The organism is Acinetobacter sp. 228 (assembly GCF_048147885.1).
Genome location: NZ_JAYWYV010000006.1, coordinates 53,153 through 78,224, shown reverse-complemented (window position 1 = coordinate 78,224; position 25,072 = coordinate 53,153). Strand labels below are relative to the sequence as shown.

The following is a 25,072-nucleotide window of genomic DNA, read 5'->3' as shown; positions in this document are numbered from 1 at the left end:
TTTGCGGCCGTAATCATGCGTGCGTTATATCCACATCGTCGTTACTCGGATCGCTGCTGAATCCTAATATTTTCAGCATTATTTGCTGTGCCGCTTTTTGCCGATGTCCATAATTGTTATTTATTAAATGGAGCACCCATTTCAGGGTGAATACTCTCTATGAGCAAAACTTTTGCTGATTTTTCCCTCGATGAATCTCTAACCCAGGCTCTCGACGCTTTAGGCTTTACTACTCCTACTCCTGTACAAGAACAAGCGATTCCAGCTGCACTTGAAGGTAAAGACCTTCTTGTATCAAGCCAAACAGGTTCTGGTAAAACTGCTGCATTCTTACTGCCTACGTTAAATGCGTTGGCAAACCAAGATACATTAGTACCGTTTAAAGACCGTATGAAAGCGGTTACTCAACCGAATATTTTGGTGATTTCACCGACTCGTGAATTGGCACAACAGGTGTGTCAAGACGCAATTGCGCTTGTACGTCATATGAAAGGTGTTCGTATTGCAGCAATCATGGGCGGTATGCCTTTTGGTAAGCAAATTCAACAGTTAAAAGGCGCGCAAGTTGTTGTTGCAACTCCAGGTCGTTTACTTGACTTGGTGAATCGTCGTCAAATCAAATTGGATAAAGTTGACGCGTTAATCGTCGATGAAGCTGACCGTATGCTTGACCTGGGCTTCTCTGAAGACTTGGAAGCAATTGGTGAGTTGGCTGCAAACCGCAAACAGACTCTTATGTTCTCTGCGACGTTTGCACCACGTATCATTACACTTGCTGAACGCATGATGAATGATCCAATGCGTATTTCGATCGAAACAGGTCACTCTACAAATACTGATATTACTCAGACTTTGCATTGGACTGACGGTTTCGAACACAAGAAAAAATTACTGACTCACTGGTTAAACGAAGAAGACGTTGATCAAGCAGTTGTATTTGCGTCAACTCAAGAAGACACAGATATGTTGGCTGAAGAGCTTGCTGAAGCAGGTTTATCAGTTGTAGCGCTTCATGGTGCTATGCCACAAACGGTTCGTAACCGTCGTTTACGTAGCATTCGTGAAGGTCGTGCGAAGATCTTGGTTGCAACTGACGTTGCGGCACGTGGTCTTGACGTACCAACTATTTCACACGTAATCAACTTCGGTCTTCCAATGAAGAACGAAGACTATGTACACCGTATCGGTCGTACAGGTCGTGCGGGTCGTACTGGTAAAGCAATTACTTTGGCGACTTACCGTGAACGCGGTAAAATCCGTGCTTTGGAAGACTTCCTTGATGCGCGTCTGAACGTATCTGAAATTGAAGGTCTTGAGCCATCTCCACCTCCTGCACGCGGTAGTCGTGATGGCGGCGGTCGTGGTCGTGGTCGTGATGGCGGCGGTCGTCGTGATGGCGGTCGTGGTGGTTTTGGCGGTGGTCGTCGTTTTGAAGGCGAAAGCAACTTCAAACGTCGTGAAGGCGGTGATGATCGTCCACGTCGTAGCTTCGATGACAAACCACGTGGCGAACGTCCGGCATTTGGCGAAGATCGTCCACGTCGTGACTTCGGTGATCGTCCAGCGCCACGTCGTGAAGGCGGTTTCGGTGATCGTCCACAACGTTCGTTTGATGACCGTCCAAAGCGTGACTTTGGTGACCGTCCAGCGCCACGTCGTGAAGGTGGTTTTGGCGACCGTCCACAACGTTCGTTTGATGACCGTCCAAAGCGTGACTTCGGTGATCGTCCAGCGCCACGTCGTGAAGGTGGTTTTGGTGACCGTCCTCGCTCTAATGATGACAACCGTGGCAACCGTGTAGATTACAAGCCAGCTCGTGAAGGCGGTTATGGTGATCGTCCAAAACGTGATTTTGGTGATCGTCCTGCTCCACGTCGTGAAGGTGGTTTCGGTGATCGTCCAGCGCGTTCATTCGGTGATGACCGTCCAAAACGTGATTTTGGTGATCGTCCAGTACGTCGCAACTTTGATGACAAACCACGTGGTGAACGTTCGTTCGGTGGTGAAGATCGTCCACGTCGTAAATTTAACGACTAATAGAGTCGCTAGATGAAGATAAAAAAACCGGTAGAAATACCGGTTTTTTTATGCATTGAGTTTTTTGCTTTTTAACGTAAAATGTCTACTAATTCATGTTTAGTCAGGGTTATGATAATTATTAATATGAAAAGTTTAGCTGCTTGATCTCAATTGATAGAGGTGCATATGCCATATATCGCATTGACTTTGATTTTATGTAATATTATCTATTATTTATACAGTGTTTTTAATTAATCAATCTAGTCATTTCAAGCCTAAGTACATATTTTTATTATAAAAAACACGAAATAATCAATTGTTGTCATCTTTTTATGATATTCACCCACCTTTTTCAACTGCTAACATTTTGAACTTCGTTCCTTTATAGTATGCATGCTGAAAAAATGTAGGAATAAACTCAGCTATGAAAAATCAAACAGCGCGAGATACTCTGTCTTTGATTGAAGTCAAGAATTTGAGCTTCAAACGAGGCGAGCGCGTGATTTATGACGACGTGAGTTTAAATATTCGTCGTGGGCAGATTACCGCCATTATGGGGCCATCCGGAACTGGTAAAACTACCTTATTAAGATTGATCGGTGGGCAGCTGACGCCTGAGCATGGGCAGGTCTTATTGGATGGCAAAGATATTGCCTCGATGTCACGTTCCGAACTTTTTTCAGCACGTGCACGGATGGGTATGCTATTTCAGAGTGGTGCTTTGTTTACCGATATGAGCGTGTATGAAAATGTCGCGTTTCCAATTCGGGCCCATACCAAACTGCCAGAGCATTTGATTAAAGAAATCGTGGCACTAAAACTGGAATCAGTTGGTTTGCGTGGTGCAGAGCAGATGATGCCGTCTGAACTGTCTGGCGGTATGAACCGACGCGTAGCTTTGGCCCGGGCAATCGCGCTGGATCCTGAGCTGATCATGTACGATGAACCCTTTGCTGGGCAGGATCCGATTGTGATGGGGGTGTTGACCCGTTTAATCCGCTCTTTGCGTGAAGCACTGGACTTGACCACGATTATTGTTTCGCATGATGTCGCAGAAACCCTATCCATTGCTGACTACATTTATGTGGTGGCAGAGGGCAAAATTCAGGGCGAAGGTACGCCGGCAGAACTCAAGGCGCATCCGTCTGCTTTTGTACAGCAATTCCTGACCGGTTCGGTAGAAGGCCCAGTGGATTATCAGTTTAGTCATCGGGCTTATTTAAGTGATGAGGTACGTTCATGAATGCAATTGCCGCATTAGGTAGACGCGTTATTGAACGTGTACAGGGAATTGGGGTCGCGACCCTGATGCTGTTGCAGATTTTATTTTCAATGCCGACATGGCTTGGAGTGAAACTGTTTGTTTATCAGATGTACCGGGTCGGGGTGTTGTCCCTGCTGATTATTGTGGTGTCTGGCCTGTTTATTGGAGCCGTTCTTGGTTTGCAGATGTTTAGCATCTTGTCGACCTTTGGCAGTGAGTCGATGCTGGGAACAGCAGTTGCCCTGACTTTGCTGCGTGAGCTGGCGCCAGTGGTTGCAGCTTTGCTGTTTGCTGGACGTGCCGGTTCAGCCTTGACCGCAGAAATTGGTCTGATGAAAGCCACCGAACAGCTGTCCAGTATGGAAATGATCGGGGTGGATCCATTAAAGCGTGTAATTTCGCCGCGTCTTTGGGCAGGGATTTTCAGCTTGCCCATGCTTTCGGTTATCTTTGCTGCAGTCGGCATTATGGGCGGTAAGATGGTCGGTGTGGACTTTCTGGGAGCCGACGAAGGCGCGTATTGGAGCGGCATGGAAAGCAGCGTGCAATTCTACAAAGATGTCTTGAATGGCACCATCATTAAAAGTTTTGTATTTGCATTAATTTGTACCTGGATTGCGGTATACCAAGGTTATGCTTGTGTCCCGACCTCGGAAGGTATTGCAACTTCTACAACCCGTACAGTCGTATATTCTTCACTGTGCGTTTTAGGCTTTGACTTTGTGTTGACTGCGGTCATGTTCGGAGGTGTTTAATGAAATCACGTACTAGTGAGCTGGCCGTTGGTGTTTTTGTTATTTTGTTTGGTATTGCCTTATTTTTCCTGGCAATGCGAGTCAGTGGTCTGGTTGGGAACAATATTTCCGACAGCTATGAAATGACGGCAACTTTTGAAAACGTGAATGGGATCAAGCCGCGCGCCAAAGTGGCATTAAGTGGTGTAAAAGTAGGACAGGTGGACCAGATTACCTTGGATCCTGTCACTCGTCTGGCGACCGTACATATGACGCTGGATGGCTCGTTGACCTCGTTTAATGCCGAACAGCTAAAGCAGGTTCAGCAAAATGCGCTGGAAGAGTTGCGTTATAGTTCAGACTATACAGCGGCTACTCCGGCACAACAAAAAGACATGGAAAAACAACTCTTAGCTAACATGAAATCCATCACTAATATTGATGAAGATGCTTATATTATGGTAGCAACCAATGGATTGCTGGGTGAAAAATACCTGAAAATTATTCCAGGTGGGGGTCTGAACTATTTGCAACGCGGTGATCAGATTGCTAATACCCAAGGCACCATGGAAATTGAAGATTTAGTCACGAAGTTTATTACTGGCGGTGCCGGTAAGTCTTCGGATAGTCAAGAAGCTGCCCCAGAACAGGCGACAGTTTCAGGATCGACCGATGCAGAACCTGCATTCGTTGAATAATAGATTGAGGAGATATCAGTGAAGACTTTAGTAAAACAAACGCTTGCAGCAAGCATTCTTTCCACCGTGGTTGCTGGTACAGTGTTTGCAGCTCCAAGCCAAACGCCTCCTGAGTTTATTAAACAAGTGGCGGATAATTTGGTTAAACGTTTACAGGCTGATCATAGCAAATTACAGAGTAATCCAGCCTTGGTCAAAACCATTGTACGTCAAAATCTGGATCCATATATTGATTCACAAGCTTTTGTGCGTACAGTCATGGGCACTTATGTGCAACAAAGTACTCCAGCACAGCGTGCCCAGTTTGAAAAGAATTTCCGTGAAACCCTGATTGAAAACTATGGTTCGGCATTTGCGAAATATAGCAATCAGACTTACAGCATGCGTCCATACAAAGCCAGCAACAGCAAAAACCCTGTGGTGACCATTGATTTCAATAACAAGGGCGAGAAAATACCGGTAGCGTTCCAGTTGGTGGATAAAGGTTCACAGTGGAAAATCCGTAACATCAACGTATCTGGTATTGATCTTGGTTTGCAGTTCCGTAACCAGTTTGCTGCGACAGTCAAACGTAATGGCGGTAATATAGATACAGCGATTGCCAACTTTAAACCAGATGCAGAAGCCGCAATTGAAAAGAAATAATCAGATAGGTGAGCCGTGATTGTATTCAAGGATCAGGAATTGCAGGTGTCAGGCAAGATTGACTATGCTAATGCGCAGGACTATTACCTACAGGGCCTGCGTGTGATTCAGTCACAGAACAAGTTTCCGCTAGTGGTTAATCTGGCCGGGCTTGAAAGTGGCAGTACCTTGGCTCTGGCAGTATTGGTGCGTTGGTTGCGTCAGACGCCTCAAGCACAAGGCCTGCAGTTTAAAGCTGTTCCACCGAAGATGATGAATATCATTCAGGCCAGCCATCTCCAGGATGATCTAAAAATCATTCAGTAGAAGCAATAAAAAAGCACCTTTCGGTGCTTTTTTATTGCTCTTCAAATAGGCATGGATCAGATGAGGGGTACTCCTTGAGCTTCGACTTAAAAGCAGGGCTTTAAAGCCCGCTCAAATCCATTTCTTCCATCTAAAGTAAATTAATGGTCCGATCAGAAAGCCGATCAAAATAATACTGACCATAATGAAACTCATGGAGCCTTTAGCAAAGGGCAATACATCGGTATTCATCCCATAAATACTGGCAATCAGCATCGGTGGCGCAAGCATACTTGGCAGAATAGAGAAGCGGCGAATGGTATCATTCTGTTCGGTGTTAATGAATCCTGATGTAGTATCGAGCAGGAAGCGCACTTTCTGGAACAGGAAGGCATCATGCTCCACCAAAGAGCGGACATCTTCACTGAGCTCCCGGATATCTGCATCATAAATATGACTCCCTAAAGCGCGTGGACGCGCCAGGAAGGTCAGAACACGCCGTAAATCGATCAGACAGAGTTGCGCTTTACCCAGCATATCTTCCAGTTGCGCCAGCCGGGTAATCATGTCATCCAGATCGAGAATTTGCTCACGATGACGGTTATTCAATACTTCGGTTGAATATTTTTCTAAATCTTTATGGACATCTTCCAGGATGTCGGCCAGTTCATCCAGCTTGGCTTCGAGCAGACCCAATAAAATCCAGGTCGGATCTTTATAATCGATGTCATAATCATTGCGGCGTGCCCGGGCACGAAAGGCACGAAAAGCCACCAGCTTTTCACCGCGCAAGGTAAACAGACGATCCTTATGCAGAATAAATGCCACAGTCTGTACCGTGGCCAGCATACTGGACTCATCTTCATTTTCGTTCTCGACCTGATAGTTTTTATTTTTGGTTAAGAAATATGTGCTGATGTGCAAAATTCCGTCATCATCACGGTAAAATCGGGCACTGGAGGAAATATCTTCTAGCGATTTTAAAGTCGGTAAGTTTTGTCCATAGGCATCTAGAATCCATTGCTGCTCTTCTTGTGAAGGTGCAATCAGGTCAAGCCACACTAAATCTGGATGTAAGTCGAAATCACCATTAATCGTGATATCTTCTAAGCTACCGCGCTCTGTGGCGTAAAAGGCTTCAAGCATGCTGTCTTTTCTCCCTGGCGCAGTATGTGAATTGGAATGGGTGTATTTTAGACAAGGAATTGAATAAAAACACTGATATTAAGTGGTTATTTTTGGAAAAAACGCGCTGGAAGCGATTACGTACAATATACCGTCAATTAGAGGATGAAATGATGAATTCTATCGCAATTTTTTGTGGTTCAGCCCTAGGCTCGGATCCTCTTTATGCCCAGATTGCTAAAAAGGTGGGTCAAACCTTGGCCGCCAGGCATCAGACGCTGGTATATGGTGGTGGTCGTTCTGGCTTGATGGGAATTATCGCTGATAGTGTTTTGGCCGCCGGTGGCAAGGTGATTGGGGTAATTCCGAGGCAACTGGTGAATCGTGAACTGGCACATCCGCATATTACCAAGTTATTTGTGGTGGAGAATATGCACGAGCGTAAAACCCGAATGTCAGAACTGGCTCAAGGGTTTATTGCCATTCCGGGTGGTGCGGGAACGCTGGAAGAAATTTTTGAACAGTGGACCTGGGCGCAACTGGGAATTCATAAAAAGCCTTGTGCTTTTCTAAATGTTGATGGTTTCTACGATGACTTGCTTAAATTTATCTACATGACCACCGAGAAAGGATTTACCAAGGCACGTTTTAGTGATGCTTTAATTGTCAGCGATGATCTGGAAAAAATTTTACGTCAATTCGAAACTTATCAGCCACCTGAGCCTAAATGGGGTAGGAGCGATCAGACCGATCTTGTAAAATAAGCTGCCCCCTAGCATAAAGTCATAAACCAGAGATGAAGATAATTACAGTGGCTGCAGCCATTATTTTAAATGAAGCGCAGCAACTGCTTGTGGTTCGCAAGAAAGGAACGTCCTGCTTTATGCAGGTTGGTGGCAAGCTGGAGCCAAATGAAGCACCAGAAGCAACGATGTTACGTGAAATTCAGGAAGAAATTGGCGCCCAAGCACACATTCAGCAATTCATTGGACGTTTTGAAACGGCAACAGCCAATGAGCCTGATCATCAACTGGTGAGTTATGTCTATTGGGTAAGACTGGATCAGGCACCAAAAATTGAAGCGGAAATTGCTGAAATGAAATGGATAGATCTGGACGAAAAGCAGGTCTTGCTGGCACCCTTGACCACTGAAATTGTCATTCCATGGGTGAAGTCACAGTTACTTGCTCAGGCGTAAATGTTCAGATTCCCGCACCGGCCAGACAGGCCGCATAAATTTTTTGACAACCCAGTTGTTCAAGTGTTTGGCTGAGTGCCCGGATCGAGCTGCCAGTCGTGACGACATCATCGATAATCAGCACCCGACGATACCGCAGCTTGGAAATGGTGCTGATCTGGAATTGTGACTGGATATCTTCAATTCGCTCCAGCCGGCTTAGGCCCTTTTGCGAGTGTTGTTTTAGTCGTCGAACAGGTTGCCAGATGGGTGCATTCAACTGTTTTGCCACATGTTTGGCCAGTACCAGAGATTGATTATAACCGCGCTCGGCCAGACGCTCATTCGAGATCGGCATCGGTACTATCGCACTGACTTTAGGCAGGTCTAAACTTAACAGCGCACCTGCCAGTAAATTTTGCAAATGCAGTTTCTGTTCATATTTAAACAGTTGAATCAAACGATCCATCGGATAGGCATAGTCGCAGGCAATCTGGAACTGCATTTCCTGCCGTTGAATGGTTTGATGTGCCCAGGGTAATTGTCGCCAGCAATCTTCACAGACTGAATGAATGGACTGATAATCGGTCAGGCAGAGCTGACAGGGCTGTAAGCGGGTGAGCCAGGATTTTCCGTGTTGCAGTAATTTAAACATAGGCATAGCGCGGTGCTTCCGGTAGCCAGCGTTGCAATAATGCTTCGGCCTGATCAGGATAATCCTTGAGCATCTGCTGGGCCACATAATGTGCCTGATTGAGCAGGTGATCATCACGTTCCAGTTTGGCCACACGGAAATTCATGTCGCCAGTCTGCTTGGTTCCAAGCAGTTCACCTGGGCCACGCAATTCCAGGTCTTTCTCGGCAATCATGAAACCATCATTGGTTTCGCGCATGATTCTTAAACGTTCCTGACCATTTTGCGACAGCGGATGTTTATACAGTAGGGCACAGAAGCTGGCTTTGGCGCCACGACCGACCCGACCACGTAGCTGATGCAGTTGAGATAAGCCCAGACGTTCAGCATTTTCAATCACCATAATGGAGGCATTGGGTACATCGACGCCGACTTCAATCACGGTGGTAGCAATCAGCAGCTGTAATTCATTATTTTTAAACTGCTGCATTACCGCCTGTTTTTCATCGGCTTTCATCTTGCCATGTACCAGTCCGATATTCAGCGCAGGAAAGCGCTCGCGAATTTCAGCGAAAGTGGCTTCTGCAGCTTGGGCATCTAAAGTTTCGGACTGTTCTACCAGTGTACACACCCAGTAGGCCTGCTTGCCTTCAGCACAGTTGCTGGCAATCCGTTGCAAGACTTCTTCGCGCCGGTCTAATGGAATGGTCACGGTCTGAATCGGGGTACGGCCCGGCGGCAGCTCATCAATCACAGAGGTATCCAGATCACCATAGGCAGACATGGCCAGTGTGCGTGGAATCGGAGTCGCTGTCATCACCAGTTGATGCGGTGACATACCATCTAGCCCTTTATTTCTGAGAGCAAGGCGCTGATCTACACCAAAGCGATGCTGTTCATCAATAATCACCAGACCCAGTTTGGCAAACTCGACATTTTCCTGAAACAGGGCATGAGTCCCGATGACCAGATGAGCGCTGCCATCCCGAATCAGCTGTTCTGCTGCTGCGCGAGCTTTACCTTTTTGTTTACCGGAAAGCCAGGCCACATTTAAGCCCAAAGGCTCAAGCCAGCGTTTAAAGTTCAGATAATGCTGCTCGGCCAGAATCTCGGTCGGTGCCATCAACGCCACTTGCCAGCCTTCTTCCAGTGCATGGCAGGCAGCCACACCGGCCACCAGTGTTTTACCCGCACCGACATCGCCCTGAACCAGACGCAACATTGGTTTATTGGTTCTTAAATCCTGTGCAATTTCTCTGGATACACGTTTTTGCGCACCGGTCATTTCAAAAGCCAGACTGGCCAGTAACCGTTTGGCATAGGTCTGACTTGGCGCAAATGAAGGCGCTTCGACCTGCTGAATAAAGGCCCGACGTGTCAATAAACTGATCTGATGCGCTACCAGTTCTTCAAAGATCAGGCGCTGCTGTGCAGGATGTGAGCCTTGTGCCAGTTGCAGCATATTGGCGTTGACTGGCGGGTGATGGATATATTCCAGTGCCTGTTTCAGCGCATAACCATTGCTAAATTTTGCTGGCAGTAGTTCAGGCAGATGATCGCTGTATTGGGCCAAGGCCTGCTGAATATAATCCCGTATTTTTGGCTGGGTCAGGCCTTCAGTCGCCGGATAAATTGCCGTGAGCTGGGTTTGAGGTAAAGGTGTGTCCTCAGTAATGACTTGCAGTTCGGGATGATACATTTCCAGACCGCGCGCACCAACCCGCACTTCACCAAAAATTCTTAAACGGTTACCCAGTTTGCAGCGGTCGGTAATGCCTTTATAAATATGATAAAAACGTAAAGTGACTTTGCCAAAATCATCATCCAGCAGCACAGCCATGGATTTGCGTTTGCCAGGGGGGAAATCCACGCCTTTGACGATGCCTTCCAGCAGATAGCTGCGTCCCACGCTCAATTGATTCATAGGAATGATCGTGCTACGGTCTTCATAGTCACGTGGTAGATGAAAAAGCAAATCATCAGTATTGAAGATATTTAGTTTTTCGAGTAATGCAGCGGCGGCATTGCCAACGCCTTGTAACTGATGGACTGCAGCCATGTCCCCTCAACCAGATTTGTGATTCGGTGCTCAATGCATATTTTATTTATCGGTTATGGTAAAACATCCCGACGTGTGGCTAAACAACTATTTGAGCAAGGTCATCAAATTAGCACAATTAGCCAGAGTCCCAAAACAGATTCATTCGCAACTCATCTGATTCAGGATGTGCATCAACTGGATTTAACTGCAGTTACTCCAATTGACTGGGTCTATGTATTACTTAGTCCAAAACAAAGTACGGTTGAAGGTTATCAGCAGACTTATCTGGATTCGGTTCAACCTATTGTGGCTGCCTTGAAACAGCATCCGGTGAAACGGATTGTGGTGGTGTCATCGACACGAGTGTATGGGCAAGATGCCGGTGAAATCGTAGATGACGAAACTGAAATTTACCCAATTGATGCTCAGGGCACAATCTTACAGCAGATGGAGCAGGCTTATTTCGCTGCTTATCCTGAGCAATGTACGATCATTCGTCCAAGTGGGATTTATGGAGCATCGGTAGAACGCTTACAAAAAATGGCTGCCTCGATGACGAGTTATCCGAATCTGCACTGGTCCAATCGGATTCATATTGAAGATTTATCACGTTTCTTATCACAGATGATTCACGTGGAACATCCTGAAACTTCTTATATTGTGACCAACAACGATCCAAAATTATTGCATGAAATATTGCAATGGTTCCAACAGCAGATAGGGCTTCCTTTGCTTAAGGTGGAAAGTGAGCAGGTCACGGGTAAAAAGCTTTATGCGACCCGAATGCAAAAAATGGGATTTGAATTAAAACATCTGGACTGTTATGAGGATTATTTGGAGTTGATGAGGAAAAATAATCCCTTCTAACCTCCCTTTAAAAAGGGAAGAATCCCCCTCCTTTTCAAAGGAGGGTTAGGGGAGGATTTTATCTAGAACCACCTCTCCCTAATCCTCACTTGCGCTTCGTTTTAAAAGCCGTGCTTTAAAACTCGCTCAGGAGAGGGAATGCTATATTTAAATAATGGCATTAGCTTCTCAGTTTTCACTTCTTATAAATTCTTAAATAAAAAAGAGAGGCCTTAGCCTCTCTTTTTTATTTAATCTTACTTCTTTTTCCGCTTCGCACGTTTCTTGGCTTGTTCAGCCGCAACTGCATCCAGGGCTTCTTTAAGTTCTTCATCGGTAAAGGCGGTAATGTGATGCAGCATCTGCAATTTCACTTCGTCCAATACCAGATCGGCATATTTCGCTACATTGGTTAGCTGTTCATCAAAGACAATCGCATTGTCTTCATTGGTACACAGATAACCTTTCTGGGTTAATACTTTAATGAAGCTCTGGAACAGGGCTTTATCGAAGAATTCAGGCGAATTGAACTCGTATAGTACAGACAGACGCTGACCAACTAAATAGCTCAGCTCTTCCACCTGACGGGTTGAAATATTGCCTGAATCACGCTGGGTAATCAGTGCCAAAGTCATGTAATAACGCTCCAGACTTTGGGTCACTGGGGCAGCCAGAACTTCGAGCTGATGATGCGCTTCAGTATTCGGTGCAGGTGCAATCAGGTTTTCGCCATCTTGCGTGATCAGTTTTGAAGAAATCAGGTTATCAATATGGGCATTGACCTGATCCTGAATCTCATCTTCATGCCATTTTAAAAATAGCTCAGCTTTGAGGAAAGGATATAGGGTGCTGCTGATATTGACCACATCATGACGGCGGATGGTGCCGTTATGTTCAGTCAGGGCTGCAATCAGGGATGGCAATATAAAAGTATGCACAATATTATTACGGAAATAGGTCAGCAGAACCGCCTGATTATCTTCAATCGCAATAATATCGCCCAGTACATGCTTCACCCGTTTGATCAGTTTCAGCTTCATCGCATAGGCAATTATTTCTTTGCCTGACAGCGGTGTAACCTGCATGCGTTCATCATAAGGCAGAGCGGTGAGCAAGGTGCGATAAGTATCCAGCTGTTTGATACAGATTTCTTCATCCAGCGTATGTTTTGGCGTGGCCAGCAAGATTAAAGATAATAACGATACCGGATTGATCACGACTGCACTGTTAATATTTTCCAGAATAGCCTGTGCAGAGCTATTCACCGCGTCAGAAACCGCTTGTGGAACCGGATCATCGTTCTTTTCGATCTTGATATTTTCTGCACCATGCTGTTTCAGGATATCATCCAGAAATACCGGTTTACCGAAGTTCAGGTGCACCTTGCCAAAAATGCGTTCAATCTTGCGCAGGGTTTTCAAAATACCAAAAATAGACTCGGCTTCTTTTGGTTTACCACTCATTTCACCGACATAGGTACCACCTTCCATTAGGCGTTCATAGCCGATATAGGTCGGTACAAATACAATCGGTTTGGACTTGCCACGTAAATGACCATGCACGGTCATTGCCAGCATCCCGGTTTTTGGCGGTAGCAAACGACCGGTACGTGAACGGCCACCTTCAATAAAGTATTCCAGCGGGGTATTACGTGACAGGACGCTATACAGATATTCTTTAAAGACCGTGGTATAGAGCGCGTTGCCGCGGAAGGTACGACGGATAAAGAAGGCACCGCCACCGCGTAAAATCTGGCCCACAAAAGGCATATTCAGGTTGTCGCCCGCTGCGATGTACGGCACCATCAAACCACGGCGATAGATCACATAAGACAATAACAGATAGTCAATATGACTGCGGTGACAGGGGGTATAGACAATTTCATAATCCTTGGCCAGTTCACGCACAGTACTGAAATTATGGACTTCCACGCCGTCATAAAGCTGGGTCCATAAGCGGGTCAGGGCTTTGTCGGCAAAACGTACAGTCGAATGAGAATAATCGGAAACGATTTCGTTCAGATAACCAATGGCACGACGTTCAGATTCCAGCATCGAGATTTTACTGCGAATACTGTCATTGCGAATCGCAGCCTGTACATCTGGCGATTTGATTAAACCGTGCATGACATTACGGCGATCGGACAGATCCGGCCCGAGAATCACTTCGCGCTGCCCATCCAGATAATCATTTAAAGTGCTAACAATATAAGTCGCTGGTGCTGAATTTGGATGCGTTTTTTTGGCATGCTCAATCATGGCACGTAAAGACTGGGGTTCATGGAATTCTAAATAAGACTGACGGCCATGCAGACCGATATTGACCAGTTGCTTGACCCGGCTTGGCGTAGACCAGGTATCGGTAAATAGCAGTTTGAACCAGGAATCTTCTTTTTCAGGTTCACGTCCCCAAAGCACCGTGACTGGTACCAATTCCACATCTAGTTCAGGATGTTGTTCCAGGATTTCAATCAGGCGTAACAGGCGCGGCGGAAACGCATGCGGCGGTGAGCTGAGCAGGTTATTTTCATCATGATGCTGTAAAAACAGCAGCGAAGCTTTTTCCTTACTATTGCCCAGTTGCATTGGATCGAGCGCAGCTGGCAACTTTAAACGGCGGGTTTCTGCATCGACGACCAGCGCATTACTACGCGAATGGTTCTGTAAAACGTAGCAGACCAGCTTTCGCGATTCTGTTGCAGTCTGATCAGGTTCAGGTGCTGTCACTTCACTTGGTACTTCCCCAAGAACATGAGGGGTAACCACAAGATCAAGTAGCTTACTTGAAAGCTTGCGATACATTTGACCAAAGCCATTCTTGGACATAGCTGCTCCTAATTTTACTGACCAAAACCACAGGACTTCTGAGGGGATTTATTTTTGCGGGTTTCCAAAGCGAAACCATATATCTTTTTTTAACAACTTCAACAGAAGTGCTCTAATTTTAGCGTGAAAGCAGATGCTTTTCCTAGTCACTTATGACATCAGTATGACAGAACAGTCATGCAATCTTTAGAGTTTCGGTCTGATTTTGTGGCAGAATATTCCAGATTAATTATTTAGATCTGTTTTTCCATTTTTGGGATATCTCCAATATTACGTAGGTTGCTTATGAATGCCTTAACACAGGAACTGGTCGAGCTGCTCAGCTTGGAAAAGTTAGAAGAAAACATTTTTCGGGGAATCAGCCGTAATCTGGTGGGCAAGCGCGTGTTTGGTGGGCAGGTTTTAGGGCAGGCACTCCGCGCTGCGTCTTATACCACAGACCGTCCGGCACACTCGTTACATGCCTATTTTCTGTTTGGTGGAGATGTCAATGCACCGATTATTTATGAAGTGGATCGTATCCGTGACGGCAAGAGCTTTGTCAGCCGTCAAGTACGTGCAATTCAGCATGGTCGCACTATTTTTATGTGTATGGTGTCTTTTGCGCATCAGGAAGAAGGTCTCAATTACCAGATTTCAGAGCCGGAATATCCGCCAGCAGAAAGCCTGAAAAATGAAGCAGAACTGATCAAACAAATGATTGAGTTTATTCCGGAAAATGTCCGTGCGTCCTTCACCCGTGATCGTCATGTCGAGATTCGCCCGATCAATCCGCAAAATCCGTTTCAGCCGCAACCGGAAGCGCCGTCTTATGCGCACTATATCCGCACGCATGACCGAATTGCTGCAGAAGTGGATCAGATTTCTTTGCATCAGGCCATTGCCGCTTTCTATTCAGACTTTACCTTGATGACCACGGCACTGCGTCCACATGGTCTGAGCTATATTTCGCCAAGCCTGCAATGTGCCAGTATTGACCATGCCATGTACTTCCATAAGCCATTTCGTGCCGATGAATGGATGCTATATGACATGGATGCCACCCAGAGTGCCAGTTCGCGTGGTCTGAATTTTGGACGGATGTGGCAGAATGGCGAACTGGTCTGTAGTACCACGCAGGAAGGGCTGATCCGCTTACGTGAAATCGAAACCCAATAATTTTTATATTTTTGCTCAAAAAGCCGAATCCCAGATTCGGTTTTTTTGTTTTTAATCCGCAGAACAATCATTATTTGAGATCTTGTTCTAGGCACGCGTTTATAAAATATTACTCGATTCTGTAGAATCGGCATGGCATAGTGCCGCTTAAGATCTATATTAAAATGCATGAAAAGATGAGCTTAAATACGCAAATTTTAATTGCCGCCGTATTGGGGGTGCTGTTTGGATTTTTACTCACAATATTTCCGCAGACCTCATTTTTTGATGTCAGTTTATACGGCATCGGCATCGTCAGCAGTGTTTTTATCGGCTTATTAAAAATGCTGTTGGTTCCGCTAATTTTTACGTCGATTGTGGTCGGGGTATCTAATCTACAGGCAGGCGGACAACTGAATCGCACCTGGAAAATCACCCTGATGTGCTGTGTGACCACAACGACTTTGGCACTCATTTTAGGTCTGGCCTGTGCACATCTGTTTGATGTCGGCAAGGGTGTTGATGTACTGATGTTCCAGGATGCCATGGCGCAGCATCAGACTCCGGACACCTTAACGCCATCTTCTTTCTTTACCAATTTTATCCAAAATACTCTGATCAATCCGTTTAAGGCATTTTCAGATGGCAATGTCCTGGCAGTGGTGGTCTTTGCCTTGTTTGTCGGTGTGGCACTGGTCGCAGGCGGAGATAAATTCCGTACCGTGCGCAAGTTGAGTCACCAGTTTTTTGAAATCATGATGTTGATGATTGGCTGGGTGATGAAACTGGCACCTTTCGGTATTTTTGCTTTATTGGCCAAGCTGATCGCGACTGAGGATATTTCGGTACTCAGTCGTCTGGCTGAATTTGCGGCCGTGGTCACCGGAACCACCATTTTCCATGGCATCGTGGTATTGCCTTTATTGCTGTGGGTTTTTGGCAAGATGGATCCCATCACGTTCTTTAAGGGTACTAGAGCTGCCCTGATTACTGCATTTGCCACCAGTTCCAGTTCGGCTACCATGCCCTTGTCGATGAAATGTGCTCAGGAAAATTTAGGGGTACGGCCCCAGACTGCAGGTTTTGTGATTCCGCTGGGTACCCAGTTAAATATGGATGGCACGGCACTCTATGAAGCGGCAGCAGCCTTGTTTATCGCCAACTTAATGGGGCTGGATCTCAGTCTGGGACAGCAACTGGTGGTATGTGCCACAGCGATGATTGCATCCTTGGGTGCGCCGGGAATTCCGAGTGCCGGTATGGTGACCATGATCATGGTCTTGCAGTCGGTCGGTTTGCCTGCCGAGGCGATTGCCATTCTGTTACCGATCGACCGCTTGCTCGATACTGTACGCACAGTCGTGAATGTTCAGGGTGATATGATGATCAGTGTCGTGGTGGATCGATATACACGTGAACCCGATCTTCAAGCAGCAGACTGCTAAAGCATTTAAAAATAAAAAAAAGCAGGCCATTGGTCTGCTTTTTATAAGGGAAGTTTTAATAAATCAAGAACGATCCCAGACAATTCTGATGAGATAGTTAATCTGCAGAATGCTTGTTCTGATTCAGTTCATCTGCTGCTTTAAGCTCAGATGGATCCTGCTCAAGCAGTTCAAGCGGCTCTTCAGCTTCATTTAAAGCATGCATTGATACTTCAGCAATATGCTCCAAATCAGATTCACTAAGCTCGAGTTCTTCGAGGGGTTCATCCGATTCATTGAAATCATGAATCGATGCTTCCGGAATGCTGTCCAGATCATATTCAGAGGCTTGATCTAAGGTAAAGTTCAAACGGCCACCCATGACGCTGGCCAGTTCTTCCAGACCCTGTTTATTCATTGATGAGAACAGTTGAATCGAGAAATCCAGCTTCATCTTTTTCAATGCCGCTTTGACTTCCTGCAAGGCTTTGGATGCAGGACCACGATTCAGTTTATCTGACTTGGTTAACAAGACATGTACGAACAACTGGCGGGAATAGGCCCATTCCAGCATCATCACATCAAAGTGTTGCAGTGGATGGCGAATGTCCATCAGTAGCACCAGGCCTTGCAAGCTCTGGCGATGAATCAGGTAATTTTCCAGTTCTTTTTGCCAGACCAGTTTCATTTTTTCAGGTACAGCGGCATAACCATAACCGGGTAAGTCGACCAGACGCTGATCTGGATTGCCCAGGCTAAAAAAATTGATCATCTGGGTGCGGCCAGGTTTTTTGGATGCGCGTGCCAACTGTTTCTGGTTGGTCAGGGCATTAATCGCACTGGATTTCCCTGCATTCGAGCGACCAGCAAAAGCAATTTCATAGCCAGTATCTTCTACACAAAGACTAAGTTTGGGCGCACTCATTAAAAATTCGGCTTTACGTAGCCAGTTGAGTGAGCGCACAGCATATTCAGTAATGGCAGAATCAACTTTTTTCTCGTAGCTGATCTTTTGCTTAGGCGCATGAGCTGTCTTACTGTTTTTGGATTTTCCTCTGCTGTGGTGCATAACTCAACTTCAATAAATGATCTACAAAGAAGCATTATAAAGGAAGTCGCACAGGCAAGCGAACATTGCCGCAAGAATAACTCATAAGATGTGAACTGAAAGACTTTAAAGATTAATCAGGCCGATCGGGGACTTTGAACTAAAGCGTGCATCTTTGGGTAGAACAACATCTTGAAGCGTATATTGATCCAGACTGTGATAAAACTGATCGACTGCAGTATCTAAAATACCTTTCAAACCGCAAGTTGGACGTAATACGCAGGGGGGATTATTGCATTCCACCACATTGCTGTCGTGTTGCAGAATCCGCACAATCTGTCCCAGTTGAAGGTTCAGGCTGGCTGGATTTAAACGTATGCCACCCCCTTTACCACGGGTAGTAATCAGCCAGTCCTGTTTTGCCATAAAGTGCACGATTTTCATGGCATGGTTTTGCGAAACCTGTAGGCGCTCGGCTAGTTCTGCAATGGTATAGGGGAAGTCACGTGGCTGTGCGACATACATCAGGATTCGAAGCGCATAGTCAGTGAATTTATTGAGTTGCATAAGTTCAACAGCTAGAAAATGAAAGAATTGAATGCTAAAAGCTCCACGAATGGAGCTTTTAATCAGGATCTGATGTTAGCCTAAACCGTTTTTGACATTAAAGCTTGAGCGGGGCAGACACTTCGACGATATCACCCACCTGATAATGGTCAATCAGTGTTTGTGCCACTGAAAACGCGGTTGGGTTTTCTTCAGCTTTCACAGTAATCTGATATTGTCCACTTTGAGCCTGATCAAAGCTGAACTGCTGTGGCTGGCGAATGTTCTGTTCAGGCACCTGTACTCGTACTGAAATATGTTCACCTGCGTCCGCACTTGCAATCGCTGCACCATCTTTAGCTTTGAGTGTAAAGATTTTACCTGCATCCGTATCATTGACTGCTGCCACTTCAAATTCGCGCCAGCCGGCCCAGCCACCATTTTCAGAAGCTAGAGTGGCATATTTGGATTTTTCTACACCAATCAGGATGTCAGCCAGTTGCATATATGCTTCTTTCCAGGCTGCAATCAGCTCGGAGTCCATGGGTACATCTAAAACTTCGCTGATCGAATGTAACAGATTTTCACCGACAATCGCATATTGATCTGGCTGAATATCCAGACTGACATGTTTGGTGGTAATACGTTCGATGGCTTTGGCCAAAACACCCGGGTTGGTGATGTTCTCGGCATAGGCCAAGACTGCCGCAGCCAGGGCACGTGGTTGACGACCGGTACTTTGATGATCCATGTTGAAGGTGTTTTTCAACTCAGGATGGTTGTTCAGCATGCGGTTATAGAAATATGTAGTAAGTGCTACGCCGTTTTCACGTAAAACAGGAACAGTCGCTTGTACAAGTTCAATATGTTGTGGATTCATGGGAGCTGTCTGCAGTTGTTTTTAAAAGATGTATTTAAATTACATCTTTTAAAAAAGCTTTACAATAGTGTCACTCCATAAAACCCTATAAAAATTATGGAATATAAAAATATTCCATAAGAAGTGTGATAATGATCGGAAAATAGAGGGTTATGTGCGCCTGAAAAGGGGGTTAAGTAAACCTTGGATAATTTTCTGTTTCGTTCTTCTTCTGTCCAGACTATAGGCAGCACTTGTGGTCAACGTGCCGATAATATCTAAAGTTATTTCTCTACCTTGCTTGGCTGTATGTTCTTCAGCTTGTTGGGTTGTTTAGATGCCAGCATTAGCAAGCTCATTGCAGAAATCGGAAGGCGAATGGAGTGGTTTTTTTGCATCAGATCTATCCCAGATCGGCACTGGCATGGGTACACCAATTCAAAAAACTCTCTGCCAATACTTTTAAACACGGGAGCTTTACGATACCGGTGGTGCCTGCAATCAAGCCAGGTCGCTGGGCAAATGATGATTACAGAACATCGTCGGTATCCTATCTGGAATAGTTTTAGCAATAACAGCTGATCTATCCATAGATCTTTCTATTATTCATGTTTAAGTTTTTTCATTTGTTCCAAGGCGTGCTGGATATCCTGAATCAAGTCTTTCGGGTGTTCCAGACCAATACAGAATCGCACCAGTAAGCCGTCTTTTAGGTGGGAATGTTGCAGCACGCGCATGTCATTTAAGTTATATAACATGACCAGACTGACAGGACCACCCCAGCTAAAGCCAAGCTTGAACAGGCTTAAACTGTCACAGAAATTCCGGATATCCTGTATTGTGTATTTGCTGTCAAAGATTACACTGACCAGACCGGCACTATGCGCTTGCCTGCAAATTTCTTTCCAGTATGGATGGCCTGCGCTGTCAGAATCAGCAGGATGCAATACCTGTATAAGCTCAGTTTGCTGTTTAAGCCAGTCCAAAATAGTGAGACAACTTTGTGACTGATGTTCATAGCGCAGTTGCATAGACGCCAGACTGCGTTGTACCTGAGCCACATCATCCCCAGAAACACTAATGCCTTGAAGGGCATGCGCACGGAACAGTTGGTGATGCAAGACTTTATCTCGTGTGACCACTGAGCCCATCAGGATGTCGCCACCACCGCTTGGATATTTGGTCAGTGCATGTACCGTAATATCTACACTTAAATGTTCATGACCAAAATCAAAGGCATTAAAAGCCAGACCTGCACCCCAGGTATTATCCAGTACAGTCACCATATTATGCGCCTGCGCCTTTTTCACCAAACCGGTCAAATCTGGGAATTCCAGGGTCACTGAGCCGGCAGCCTCGAGCCAGATCAGTTTGGCGTTATCTGTAGGCTGAAAAGTTTCAATCTCTATCGGATTATAGACTTTAACCGTAATTCCATAACGCTTCTCCAGATTGCGTAAATGTTCCATGTTTGGGCCATAGATGTTGTCAGCTACCCAAACCTCATCCCCCTGGCTTAAAAAACAGGAATTCACCAGATTAATCGCAGATAAACCGCTCGGTGCGAGCAGATGATACAAGCCACCTTCGAGTTGGGCGATATTGTCGCCAAGAGTAAACGTAGTGGGTGTGCCATGCGTGCCATAACTATAATCATACTCATCGCTCCAATGGCGATTAAACAGGGCATCGGTATTGTTAAAAATTATGGTCGATGCACGATAGAGGGGAGGCTGAATGCTCGAAATTAATTGAGGGGCCTTTCGTGGTGCATGAATCAGGCGAGTTTGAGAGTCTTGTTTCACGTGAATGCGCTCAAATGTAATCAAATATTACTCTAGCTTAAGAGAATCTGTGACTCACTGCCAGTTACGTTATGAATTGTTTAAAAACAGCAGGGGTAGAAAAAACTTGGCTTCATTTTTGCAAAAGCTAAAGCCATATAGCTAAAAAAATAGGTTGAGGAGCATGAAGTCGCATTTAAAAGTGCATTATTTTCAGCATATTGCTGGTGAAGGTTTCGGTAGTTGTTATGAGTTTTTGAAGCAGCATCAGGCGCAAATTACCGCGACTGAATTTTTTGCTTTACCTATAGACCCACCTCTGGAGATCGAGGCATTGCCTGCAGTAGAAGAGGTGGATTTGCTGATCATTATGGGTGGAACCATGAGTGTGAATGATGAAGCAAATTTCCCTTGGTTAAAAATAGAAAAACGCTGGTTGCGTCGCTATCTTTCACACGGTAAACCGGCAATTGGCCTGTGCCTGGGTGGGCAGTTGATTGCAAATGCCCTGGGTGCAGGCGTTAGCCGCAATCCGGAGCAGGAATTGGGGTGGACCACGGTGCAGAGGGTAGTCAATCTGCCGGAATCGTGTTTTAGCTTGCCGGAGCAGTTCAATATTCTACAGTGGCATAATGAAACTTTTGAACTGCCCAAAGGTGCAATCCATCTGGCAGAAAATGAAGCCTGTCGTAATCAGATGTATCAACTGGGCAGAAATGTATTAGGTTTCCAGTTTCATCCAGAAATTACACCCGAAACACTCGAATTGTTTTTGGAAAATGAGGAAGAGCTGGGGCAATTTTCAGGAAGATATGTACAAAACTTGGTTGAGCTAAAAAAAACCCCAAAACAGAAATTTATTGAAGGAAATCATATATTAAACCGTGCGATAGAATATGTTCTGGCAAAAACTGCCTGATATTCAATCAATAAGCCATTATTTAAGTCATCAATTTAAAACTTGGATAAAACCATAAAAGAGATTTGCTTATGCAATAAACAATGGCTATAATAAGCGACCCTTCAATAGGAAGGGGGTTAACTGCGAATAAAGTAGTTAACTATCGTTACAGTCGTGGCATCGATCATGACCTTAGTGATAATTCACTGCTCTTGACACTTGCCCACATTAAAGTGGGGTGAGATGCGTCAAGAGTGATTCTTTATATATTTGGCTTGGAGTTTACTGGTATGTCTAACCAGAGAATTCGTATCCGTCTTAAGTCTTTTGATCATCGTCTGATCGATCAATCAGCTCAAGAAATCGTAGAAACCGCAAAACGTACTGGCGCACAAGTGTGTGGTCCAATTCCAATGCCTACACGTATTGAACGTTTTAACGTTTTAACATCACCACACGTAAACAAAGACGCGCGTGACCAGTACGAAATCCGTACTTACAAGCGTTTGATCGACATCGTTCAACCTACAGACAAAACTGTAGATGCATTGATGAAGTTAGATCTTGCAGCTGGTGTTGATGTTCAGATCGCATTGGGTTAAGGCTTTCGGGTTAATTAACACTCTAAGTTAATTAGGCCGCTTTTTTAGAGGTTTATGCACATGGCTATTGGTTTAGTCGGTCGCAAGTGCGGTATGACACGTATCTTTACAGATGCTGGTGTTTCTGTGCCTGTTACAGTGATTGAGGTTGATCCTAACCGCATCACTCAAATCAAAACGCTTGAAACTGATGGTTATCAAGCGATTCAAATCACTACTGGTGAACGTCGCGAATCTCGCGTAACTAACGCTCAGAAAGGTCACTTCGCGAAAGCGGGTGTTGCTGCTGGTCGTCTGGTTCAAGAATTCCGTGTTTCAGAAGCTGAGCTTGAAGGTCGTGAAGTTGGTGGTACGCTTACCGTTGAAATGTTCCAGGTTGGTCAAGTTGTTGACGTAACTGGTACTTCTAAAGGTAAGGGTTTCCAAGGTGGTGTTAAGCGTTGGAACTTCCGTACTCAAGACGCTACTCACGGTAACTCACTTTCTCACCGTGTTCTAGGTTCTACTGGTCAAAACCAGACTCCTGGTCGCGTGTTCAAAGGCAAAAAAATGGCTGGCCATTTAGGTGCTGAACGCGTAACTACACAGGGTCTTGAAATCGTTGCTATCGACAATGAGCGTTCAGTTCTTGTTGTTAAAGGCGCGGTTCCTGGTGCTACTGGTGGCGACGTAACTGTTCGTCCTACTATCAAGGCCTGAGGGGAAATAACGTGAATTTAAATACTGTTTCCGGCTCTGCTGTTGAATTATCAGAAGTTGCGTTCGGTCGTGAATTTAATGAAGCTCTTGTACACCAAGTTGTTACAGCTTACTTAGCTGGTGGTCGTCAAGGTTCTAAAGCTCAAAAATCACGTGCAGACGTTTCTGGCGGTGGTAAAAAACCATTCCGTCAAAAAGGTACTGGCCGCGCTCGTGCTGGTTCTATTCGTAGCCCAATCTGGGTTGGCGGTGGTAAAACTTTTGCTGCTCGTCCACAAGACTGGTCTCAAAAAGTAAACCGTAAAATGTACCGCGGTGCTATGCAATGCATCCTGGCTGAGCTTGTTCGTCAAGATCGCCTAGTTTTAGTTGAAGAGTTTGCTGTTGCAGCTCCAAAAACTAAAGAATTGCTTGCAAAACTTAACGACTTGAATGCGACTCGCGCATTGATCGTTACTGATGCTGTTGATGAGAACCTGTATCTTGCTGCACGTAACCTTCCACACGTTGATGTGGTTGATGCTGCTGCAATCGATCCGGTTAGCTTGATTGCGTTCGACAAAGTTGTTATGTCTGTAGCTGCTGCTAAGAAAATTGAGGTAGAACTCGGATGAACAACGAACGTATCTATCAAGTCCTGCAAGGACCTGTATTCTCAGAAAAAGCACAAGTTTTAGGTGAAACTGCTGGTGTTCAAGTGTTTAAAGTTGCATTAAATGCAAACAAGCTTGAAATCAAAAAAGCAGTGGAACAACTCTTTGGTGTGGAAGTTGTTAAAGTTAACACGACTATCACTAAAGGTAAGTCTAAACGCTTTGGTAAAACATTAGGACGTCGTTCTGATGTTAAAAAAGCATACGTCACCCTGAAAGCTGGCCAAGATGTAGAAATGGCTGACTTGGGCGATACCGCTGAAAGCACAGCGGAATAAGGACGAGAATTATGCCTATTCAAAAATGTAAGCCAACGTCTCCAGGACGTCGCTTTGTAGAGAAAGTGGTTCATAATCACCTTCACAAAGGCGCACCATACGCTCCGTTGGTAGAAGCTAAAAAACGTACTGGCGGCCGTAACAACAACGGTCACATCACGACTCGTCACGTTGGTGGCGGTCACAAGCAGCACTACCGTCTAGTTGACTTTAAACGTAACAAAGATGGTATTCCTGCAACTGTAGAGCGTATCGAATACGATCCTAACCGTACTGCACACATTGCACTTGTATTGTATGCTGACGGTGAGCGTCGCTATATCATCGCTCCTAAAGGCCTTCGCGCTGGCGATAAAGTACAGTCTGGTAACGATGCTCCAATTCGTCCAGGTAACTGCTTGCCGCTTCGCAACATGCCAATCGGTTCTACTCTTCACAACATCGAACTTAAAATCGGTAAAGGCGCGCAGTTAGCTCGTTCAGCTGGTACTTCAGTTCAGCTGTTGGGTCGTGACGGTTCTTACGCTATCGTTCGTCTACGTTCAGGCGAGATGCGTAAAATTCACGTTGAATGCCGTGCTGTGTTAGGTGAAGTATCTAACTCAGAAAGCAACCTTCGTTCACTAGGTAAAGCTGGTGCATCACGCTGGCGTGGTGTTCGTCCTACCGTTCGTGGTATGGCGATGAACCCAGTTGACCATCCACATGGTGGTGGTGAAGGGCGTAATAAAGGTATTCAACCTGTAAGCCCATGGGGTCAAAAAGCTAAAGGGTACAAAACACGTACCAATAAGCGTACGACTAAGATGATTATTCGCGACCGTCGCGTTAAGTAACAAGTAAAGGAA

The 25,072-nt window shown here is 45.4% G+C and carries 25 protein-coding genes and 1 pseudogene; 18 read left to right on the top strand and 8 right to left on the bottom strand.

Translation table 11 applies throughout. The features are described from left to right. Nucleotides 1-159 precede the first annotated feature (159 nt). From VXQ92_RS06680 to VXQ92_RS06655, 6 genes are all read left to right on the top strand, one after another. Nucleotides 160-2,037: a DEAD/DEAH box helicase gene (locus VXQ92_RS06680; protein ID WP_416680902.1), complete on the top strand. Its 1,878-nt coding sequence runs from the start codon at nucleotides 160-162 to the stop codon at nucleotides 2,035-2,037. 406 nt (nucleotides 2,038-2,443) lie between these two features. After that, nucleotides 2,444-3,262 carry an ABC transporter ATP-binding protein gene (locus VXQ92_RS06675; RefSeq protein ID WP_416680901.1) on the top strand — a complete coding sequence of 273 codons (819 nt, stop codon included), beginning with the start codon at nucleotides 2,444-2,446 and terminating at the stop codon, nucleotides 3,260-3,262. Then, nucleotides 3,259-4,038, top strand: coding sequence for a lipid asymmetry maintenance ABC transporter permease subunit MlaE (gene mlaE / locus VXQ92_RS06670; protein WP_005248230.1), 780 nt, complete (start codon nucleotides 3,259-3,261; stop codon nucleotides 4,036-4,038). Before VXQ92_RS06675 ends, mlaE begins: the two co-directional genes overlap by 4 nt. Then, nucleotides 4,038-4,715 (top strand): outer membrane lipid asymmetry maintenance protein MlaD, encoded by a 678-nt coding sequence (locus VXQ92_RS06665; RefSeq protein ID WP_064094540.1) that lies wholly within the window; start codon nucleotides 4,038-4,040, stop codon nucleotides 4,713-4,715. The genes mlaE and VXQ92_RS06665 overlap by 1 nt, the downstream gene beginning before the upstream one ends. Before the next feature lie 18 nt (nucleotides 4,716-4,733). Then, nucleotides 4,734-5,360, top strand: coding sequence for an MlaC/ttg2D family ABC transporter substrate-binding protein (locus VXQ92_RS06660; RefSeq protein WP_416680900.1), 627 nt, complete (start codon nucleotides 4,734-4,736; stop codon nucleotides 5,358-5,360). Between the two features lie 15 nt (nucleotides 5,361-5,375). Further along, complete coding sequence (locus VXQ92_RS06655) at nucleotides 5,376-5,666, top strand: STAS domain-containing protein (RefSeq protein ID WP_416680899.1); 291 nt, start codon at nucleotides 5,376-5,378, stop codon at nucleotides 5,664-5,666. 111 nt (nucleotides 5,667-5,777) lie between these two features. Here the strand turns inward: VXQ92_RS06655 and VXQ92_RS06650 are convergent, their stop codons facing one another. After that, the gene (locus VXQ92_RS06650) at nucleotides 5,778-6,791 is read right to left on the bottom strand and encodes a magnesium and cobalt transport protein CorA (protein WP_064094537.1); all 1,014 of its coding nucleotides are present in this window, start codon (nucleotides 6,789-6,791) and stop codon (nucleotides 5,778-5,780) included. Between the two features lie 152 nt (nucleotides 6,792-6,943). Between VXQ92_RS06650 and VXQ92_RS06645 the strand changes: the two genes are divergently transcribed. Both VXQ92_RS06645 and VXQ92_RS06640 read left to right on the top strand, forming a co-directional pair. Beyond that, the gene (locus VXQ92_RS06645; RefSeq protein WP_416680953.1) at nucleotides 6,944-7,534 is read left to right on the top strand and encodes a TIGR00730 family Rossman fold protein; all 591 of its coding nucleotides are present in this window, start codon (nucleotides 6,944-6,946) and stop codon (nucleotides 7,532-7,534) included. A gap of 32 nt (nucleotides 7,535-7,566) precedes the next feature. Then, entirely contained in the window at nucleotides 7,567-7,968 is a 402-nt protein-coding gene (locus tag VXQ92_RS06640; protein ID WP_064094535.1) for an NUDIX hydrolase, read from the top strand. A 4-nt stretch (nucleotides 7,969-7,972) separates the two neighbouring features. On the opposite strand, the gene VXQ92_RS06635 is transcribed toward VXQ92_RS06640, so the two are convergent. Both VXQ92_RS06635 and recG read right to left on the bottom strand, forming a co-directional pair. Then, nucleotides 7,973-8,608, bottom strand: coding sequence for a ComF family protein (locus VXQ92_RS06635; protein WP_064094534.1), 636 nt, complete (start codon nucleotides 8,606-8,608; stop codon nucleotides 7,973-7,975). After that, complete coding sequence (recG, locus tag VXQ92_RS06630; protein WP_416680898.1) at nucleotides 8,595-10,640, bottom strand: ATP-dependent DNA helicase RecG; 2,046 nt, start codon at nucleotides 10,638-10,640, stop codon at nucleotides 8,595-8,597. Before recG ends, VXQ92_RS06635 begins: the two co-directional genes overlap by 14 nt. 33 nt (nucleotides 10,641-10,673) lie before the next feature. Between recG and VXQ92_RS06625 the strand changes: the two genes are divergently transcribed. Then, on the top strand, nucleotides 10,674-11,489 hold the full coding sequence (locus tag VXQ92_RS06625) for an NAD(P)H-binding protein (RefSeq protein ID WP_416680897.1): 816 nt from the start codon (nucleotides 10,674-10,676) through the stop codon (nucleotides 11,487-11,489). Nucleotides 11,490-11,725: 236 nt separating this feature from the next. On the opposite strand, the gene plsB is transcribed toward VXQ92_RS06625, so the two are convergent. Next, nucleotides 11,726-14,293, bottom strand: coding sequence for a glycerol-3-phosphate 1-O-acyltransferase PlsB (plsB, locus tag VXQ92_RS06620; protein WP_416680896.1), 2,568 nt, complete (start codon nucleotides 14,291-14,293; stop codon nucleotides 11,726-11,728). Between the two features lie 285 nt (nucleotides 14,294-14,578). Here plsB and VXQ92_RS06615 point away from each other — a divergent pair, with 285 nt between their 5' ends. Further along, a complete protein-coding gene (locus VXQ92_RS06615) occupies nucleotides 14,579-15,451 on the top strand; it encodes an acyl-CoA thioesterase (protein ID WP_005094170.1) in 873 nt (290 codons plus the stop codon). A gap of 176 nt (nucleotides 15,452-15,627) precedes the next feature. Beyond that, nucleotides 15,628-16,875: a dicarboxylate/amino acid:cation symporter gene (locus tag VXQ92_RS06610; RefSeq protein WP_416680895.1), complete on the top strand. Its 1,248-nt coding sequence runs from the start codon at nucleotides 15,628-15,630 to the stop codon at nucleotides 16,873-16,875. 271 nt (nucleotides 16,876-17,146) lie between these two features. Here the strand turns inward: VXQ92_RS06610 and yihA are convergent. The 3 genes and pseudogenes from yihA to VXQ92_RS06595 form a co-directional block, all read right to left on the bottom strand. Next, a pseudogene (gene yihA, locus VXQ92_RS06605) lies at nucleotides 17,147-17,923 on the bottom strand (ribosome biogenesis GTP-binding protein YihA/YsxC); the annotation flags it as partial. A gap of 105 nt (nucleotides 17,924-18,028) precedes the next feature. Then, nucleotides 18,029-18,469, bottom strand: a complete 441-nt coding sequence (locus VXQ92_RS06600; RefSeq protein WP_064094527.1) for an RrF2 family transcriptional regulator — start codon at nucleotides 18,467-18,469, stop codon at nucleotides 18,029-18,031. A gap of 97 nt (nucleotides 18,470-18,566) precedes the next feature. Next, nucleotides 18,567-19,328 (bottom strand): globin domain-containing protein, encoded by a 762-nt coding sequence (locus VXQ92_RS06595; RefSeq protein WP_064094526.1) that lies wholly within the window; start codon nucleotides 19,326-19,328, stop codon nucleotides 18,567-18,569. 371 nt (nucleotides 19,329-19,699) lie between these two features. On the opposite strand from VXQ92_RS06595, the gene VXQ92_RS06590 reads away from it, so the two are divergent. Beyond that, nucleotides 19,700-19,870 (top strand): hypothetical protein, encoded by a 171-nt coding sequence (locus VXQ92_RS06590; protein ID WP_416680894.1) that lies wholly within the window; start codon nucleotides 19,700-19,702, stop codon nucleotides 19,868-19,870. A gap of 39 nt (nucleotides 19,871-19,909) precedes the next feature. Here VXQ92_RS06590 and VXQ92_RS06585 read toward each other — a convergent pair whose 3' ends face one another. Then, nucleotides 19,910-21,112, bottom strand: coding sequence for a PLP-dependent transferase (locus VXQ92_RS06585; RefSeq protein WP_416680893.1), 1,203 nt, complete (start codon nucleotides 21,110-21,112; stop codon nucleotides 19,910-19,912). A gap of 163 nt (nucleotides 21,113-21,275) precedes the next feature. Here VXQ92_RS06585 and VXQ92_RS06580 point away from each other — a divergent pair, with 163 nt between their 5' ends. The 6 genes from VXQ92_RS06580 (at nucleotide 21,276) to rplB (ending at nucleotide 25,060) form a co-directional block, all read left to right on the top strand. Further along, a complete protein-coding gene (locus tag VXQ92_RS06580) occupies nucleotides 21,276-22,010 on the top strand; it encodes a type 1 glutamine amidotransferase (RefSeq protein WP_416680892.1) in 735 nt (244 codons plus the stop codon). Between the two features lie 272 nt (nucleotides 22,011-22,282). Continuing rightward, nucleotides 22,283-22,594 carry a 30S ribosomal protein S10 gene (rpsJ, locus tag VXQ92_RS06575; protein ID WP_000070912.1) on the top strand — a complete coding sequence of 104 codons (312 nt, stop codon included), beginning with the start codon at nucleotides 22,283-22,285 and terminating at the stop codon, nucleotides 22,592-22,594. A 60-nt stretch (nucleotides 22,595-22,654) separates the two neighbouring features. Next, nucleotides 22,655-23,293 (top strand): 50S ribosomal protein L3, encoded by a 639-nt coding sequence (rplC, locus tag VXQ92_RS06570; protein ID WP_416680891.1) that lies wholly within the window; start codon nucleotides 22,655-22,657, stop codon nucleotides 23,291-23,293. 11 nt (nucleotides 23,294-23,304) lie between these two features. Then, nucleotides 23,305-23,907: a 50S ribosomal protein L4 gene (rplD, locus tag VXQ92_RS06565; RefSeq protein WP_035265093.1), complete on the top strand. Its 603-nt coding sequence runs from the start codon at nucleotides 23,305-23,307 to the stop codon at nucleotides 23,905-23,907. Then, nucleotides 23,904-24,224 carry a 50S ribosomal protein L23 gene (gene rplW, locus VXQ92_RS06560; RefSeq protein WP_004281510.1) on the top strand — a complete coding sequence of 107 codons (321 nt, stop codon included), beginning with the start codon at nucleotides 23,904-23,906 and terminating at the stop codon, nucleotides 24,222-24,224. Before rplD ends, rplW begins: the two co-directional genes overlap by 4 nt. Before the next feature lie 11 nt (nucleotides 24,225-24,235). Continuing rightward, nucleotides 24,236-25,060, top strand: coding sequence for a 50S ribosomal protein L2 (rplB, locus tag VXQ92_RS06555; protein ID WP_064094522.1), 825 nt, complete (start codon nucleotides 24,236-24,238; stop codon nucleotides 25,058-25,060). Nucleotides 25,061-25,072: the final 12 nt, after the last annotated feature.

What these genes read in the sequence shown, in the direction of transcription:
- VXQ92_RS06680 (WP_416680902.1), top strand. Translation starts at nt 160, where the DNA reads ATGAGCAAAACTTTTGCTGATTTTTCCCTCGATGAATCTCTAACCCAG.
- VXQ92_RS06675 (WP_416680901.1), top strand. Translation starts at nt 2,444, where the DNA reads ATGAAAAATCAAACAGCGCGAGATACTCTGTCTTTGATTGAAGTCAAG.
- mlaE (WP_005248230.1), top strand. Translation starts at nt 3,259, where the DNA reads ATGAATGCAATTGCCGCATTAGGTAGACGCGTTATTGAACGTGTACAG.
- VXQ92_RS06665 (WP_064094540.1), top strand. Translation starts at nt 4,038, where the DNA reads ATGAAATCACGTACTAGTGAGCTGGCCGTTGGTGTTTTTGTTATTTTG.
- VXQ92_RS06650 (WP_064094537.1), bottom strand. Translation starts at nt 6,791, where the DNA reads ATGCTTGAAGCCTTTTACGCCACAGAGCGCGGTAGCTTAGAAGATATC.
- VXQ92_RS06645 (WP_416680953.1), top strand. Translation starts at nt 6,944, where the DNA reads ATGAATTCTATCGCAATTTTTTGTGGTTCAGCCCTAGGCTCGGATCCT.
- VXQ92_RS06640 (WP_064094535.1), top strand. Translation starts at nt 7,567, where the DNA reads ATGAAGATAATTACAGTGGCTGCAGCCATTATTTTAAATGAAGCGCAG.
- VXQ92_RS06635 (WP_064094534.1), bottom strand. Translation starts at nt 8,608, where the DNA reads ATGCCTATGTTTAAATTACTGCAACACGGAAAATCCTGGCTCACCCGC.
- recG (WP_416680898.1), bottom strand. Translation starts at nt 10,640, where the DNA reads ATGGCTGCAGTCCATCAGTTACAAGGCGTTGGCAATGCCGCCGCTGCA.
- VXQ92_RS06625 (WP_416680897.1), top strand. Translation starts at nt 10,674, where the DNA reads ATGCATATTTTATTTATCGGTTATGGTAAAACATCCCGACGTGTGGCT.
- plsB (WP_416680896.1), bottom strand. Translation starts at nt 14,293, where the DNA reads ATGTCCAAGAATGGCTTTGGTCAAATGTATCGCAAGCTTTCAAGTAAG.
- VXQ92_RS06615 (WP_005094170.1), top strand. Translation starts at nt 14,579, where the DNA reads ATGAATGCCTTAACACAGGAACTGGTCGAGCTGCTCAGCTTGGAAAAG.
- VXQ92_RS06610 (WP_416680895.1), top strand. Translation starts at nt 15,628, where the DNA reads ATGAGCTTAAATACGCAAATTTTAATTGCCGCCGTATTGGGGGTGCTG.
- VXQ92_RS06600 (WP_064094527.1), bottom strand. Translation starts at nt 18,469, where the DNA reads ATGCAACTCAATAAATTCACTGACTATGCGCTTCGAATCCTGATGTAT.
- VXQ92_RS06595 (WP_064094526.1), bottom strand. Translation starts at nt 19,328, where the DNA reads ATGAATCCACAACATATTGAACTTGTACAAGCGACTGTTCCTGTTTTA.
- VXQ92_RS06580 (WP_416680892.1), top strand. Translation starts at nt 21,276, where the DNA reads ATGAAGTCGCATTTAAAAGTGCATTATTTTCAGCATATTGCTGGTGAA.
- rpsJ (WP_000070912.1), top strand. Translation starts at nt 22,283, where the DNA reads ATGTCTAACCAGAGAATTCGTATCCGTCTTAAGTCTTTTGATCATCGT.
- rplC (WP_416680891.1), top strand. Translation starts at nt 22,655, where the DNA reads ATGGCTATTGGTTTAGTCGGTCGCAAGTGCGGTATGACACGTATCTTT.
- rplW (WP_004281510.1), top strand. Translation starts at nt 23,904, where the DNA reads ATGAACAACGAACGTATCTATCAAGTCCTGCAAGGACCTGTATTCTCA.
- rplB (WP_064094522.1), top strand. Translation starts at nt 24,236, where the DNA reads ATGCCTATTCAAAAATGTAAGCCAACGTCTCCAGGACGTCGCTTTGTA.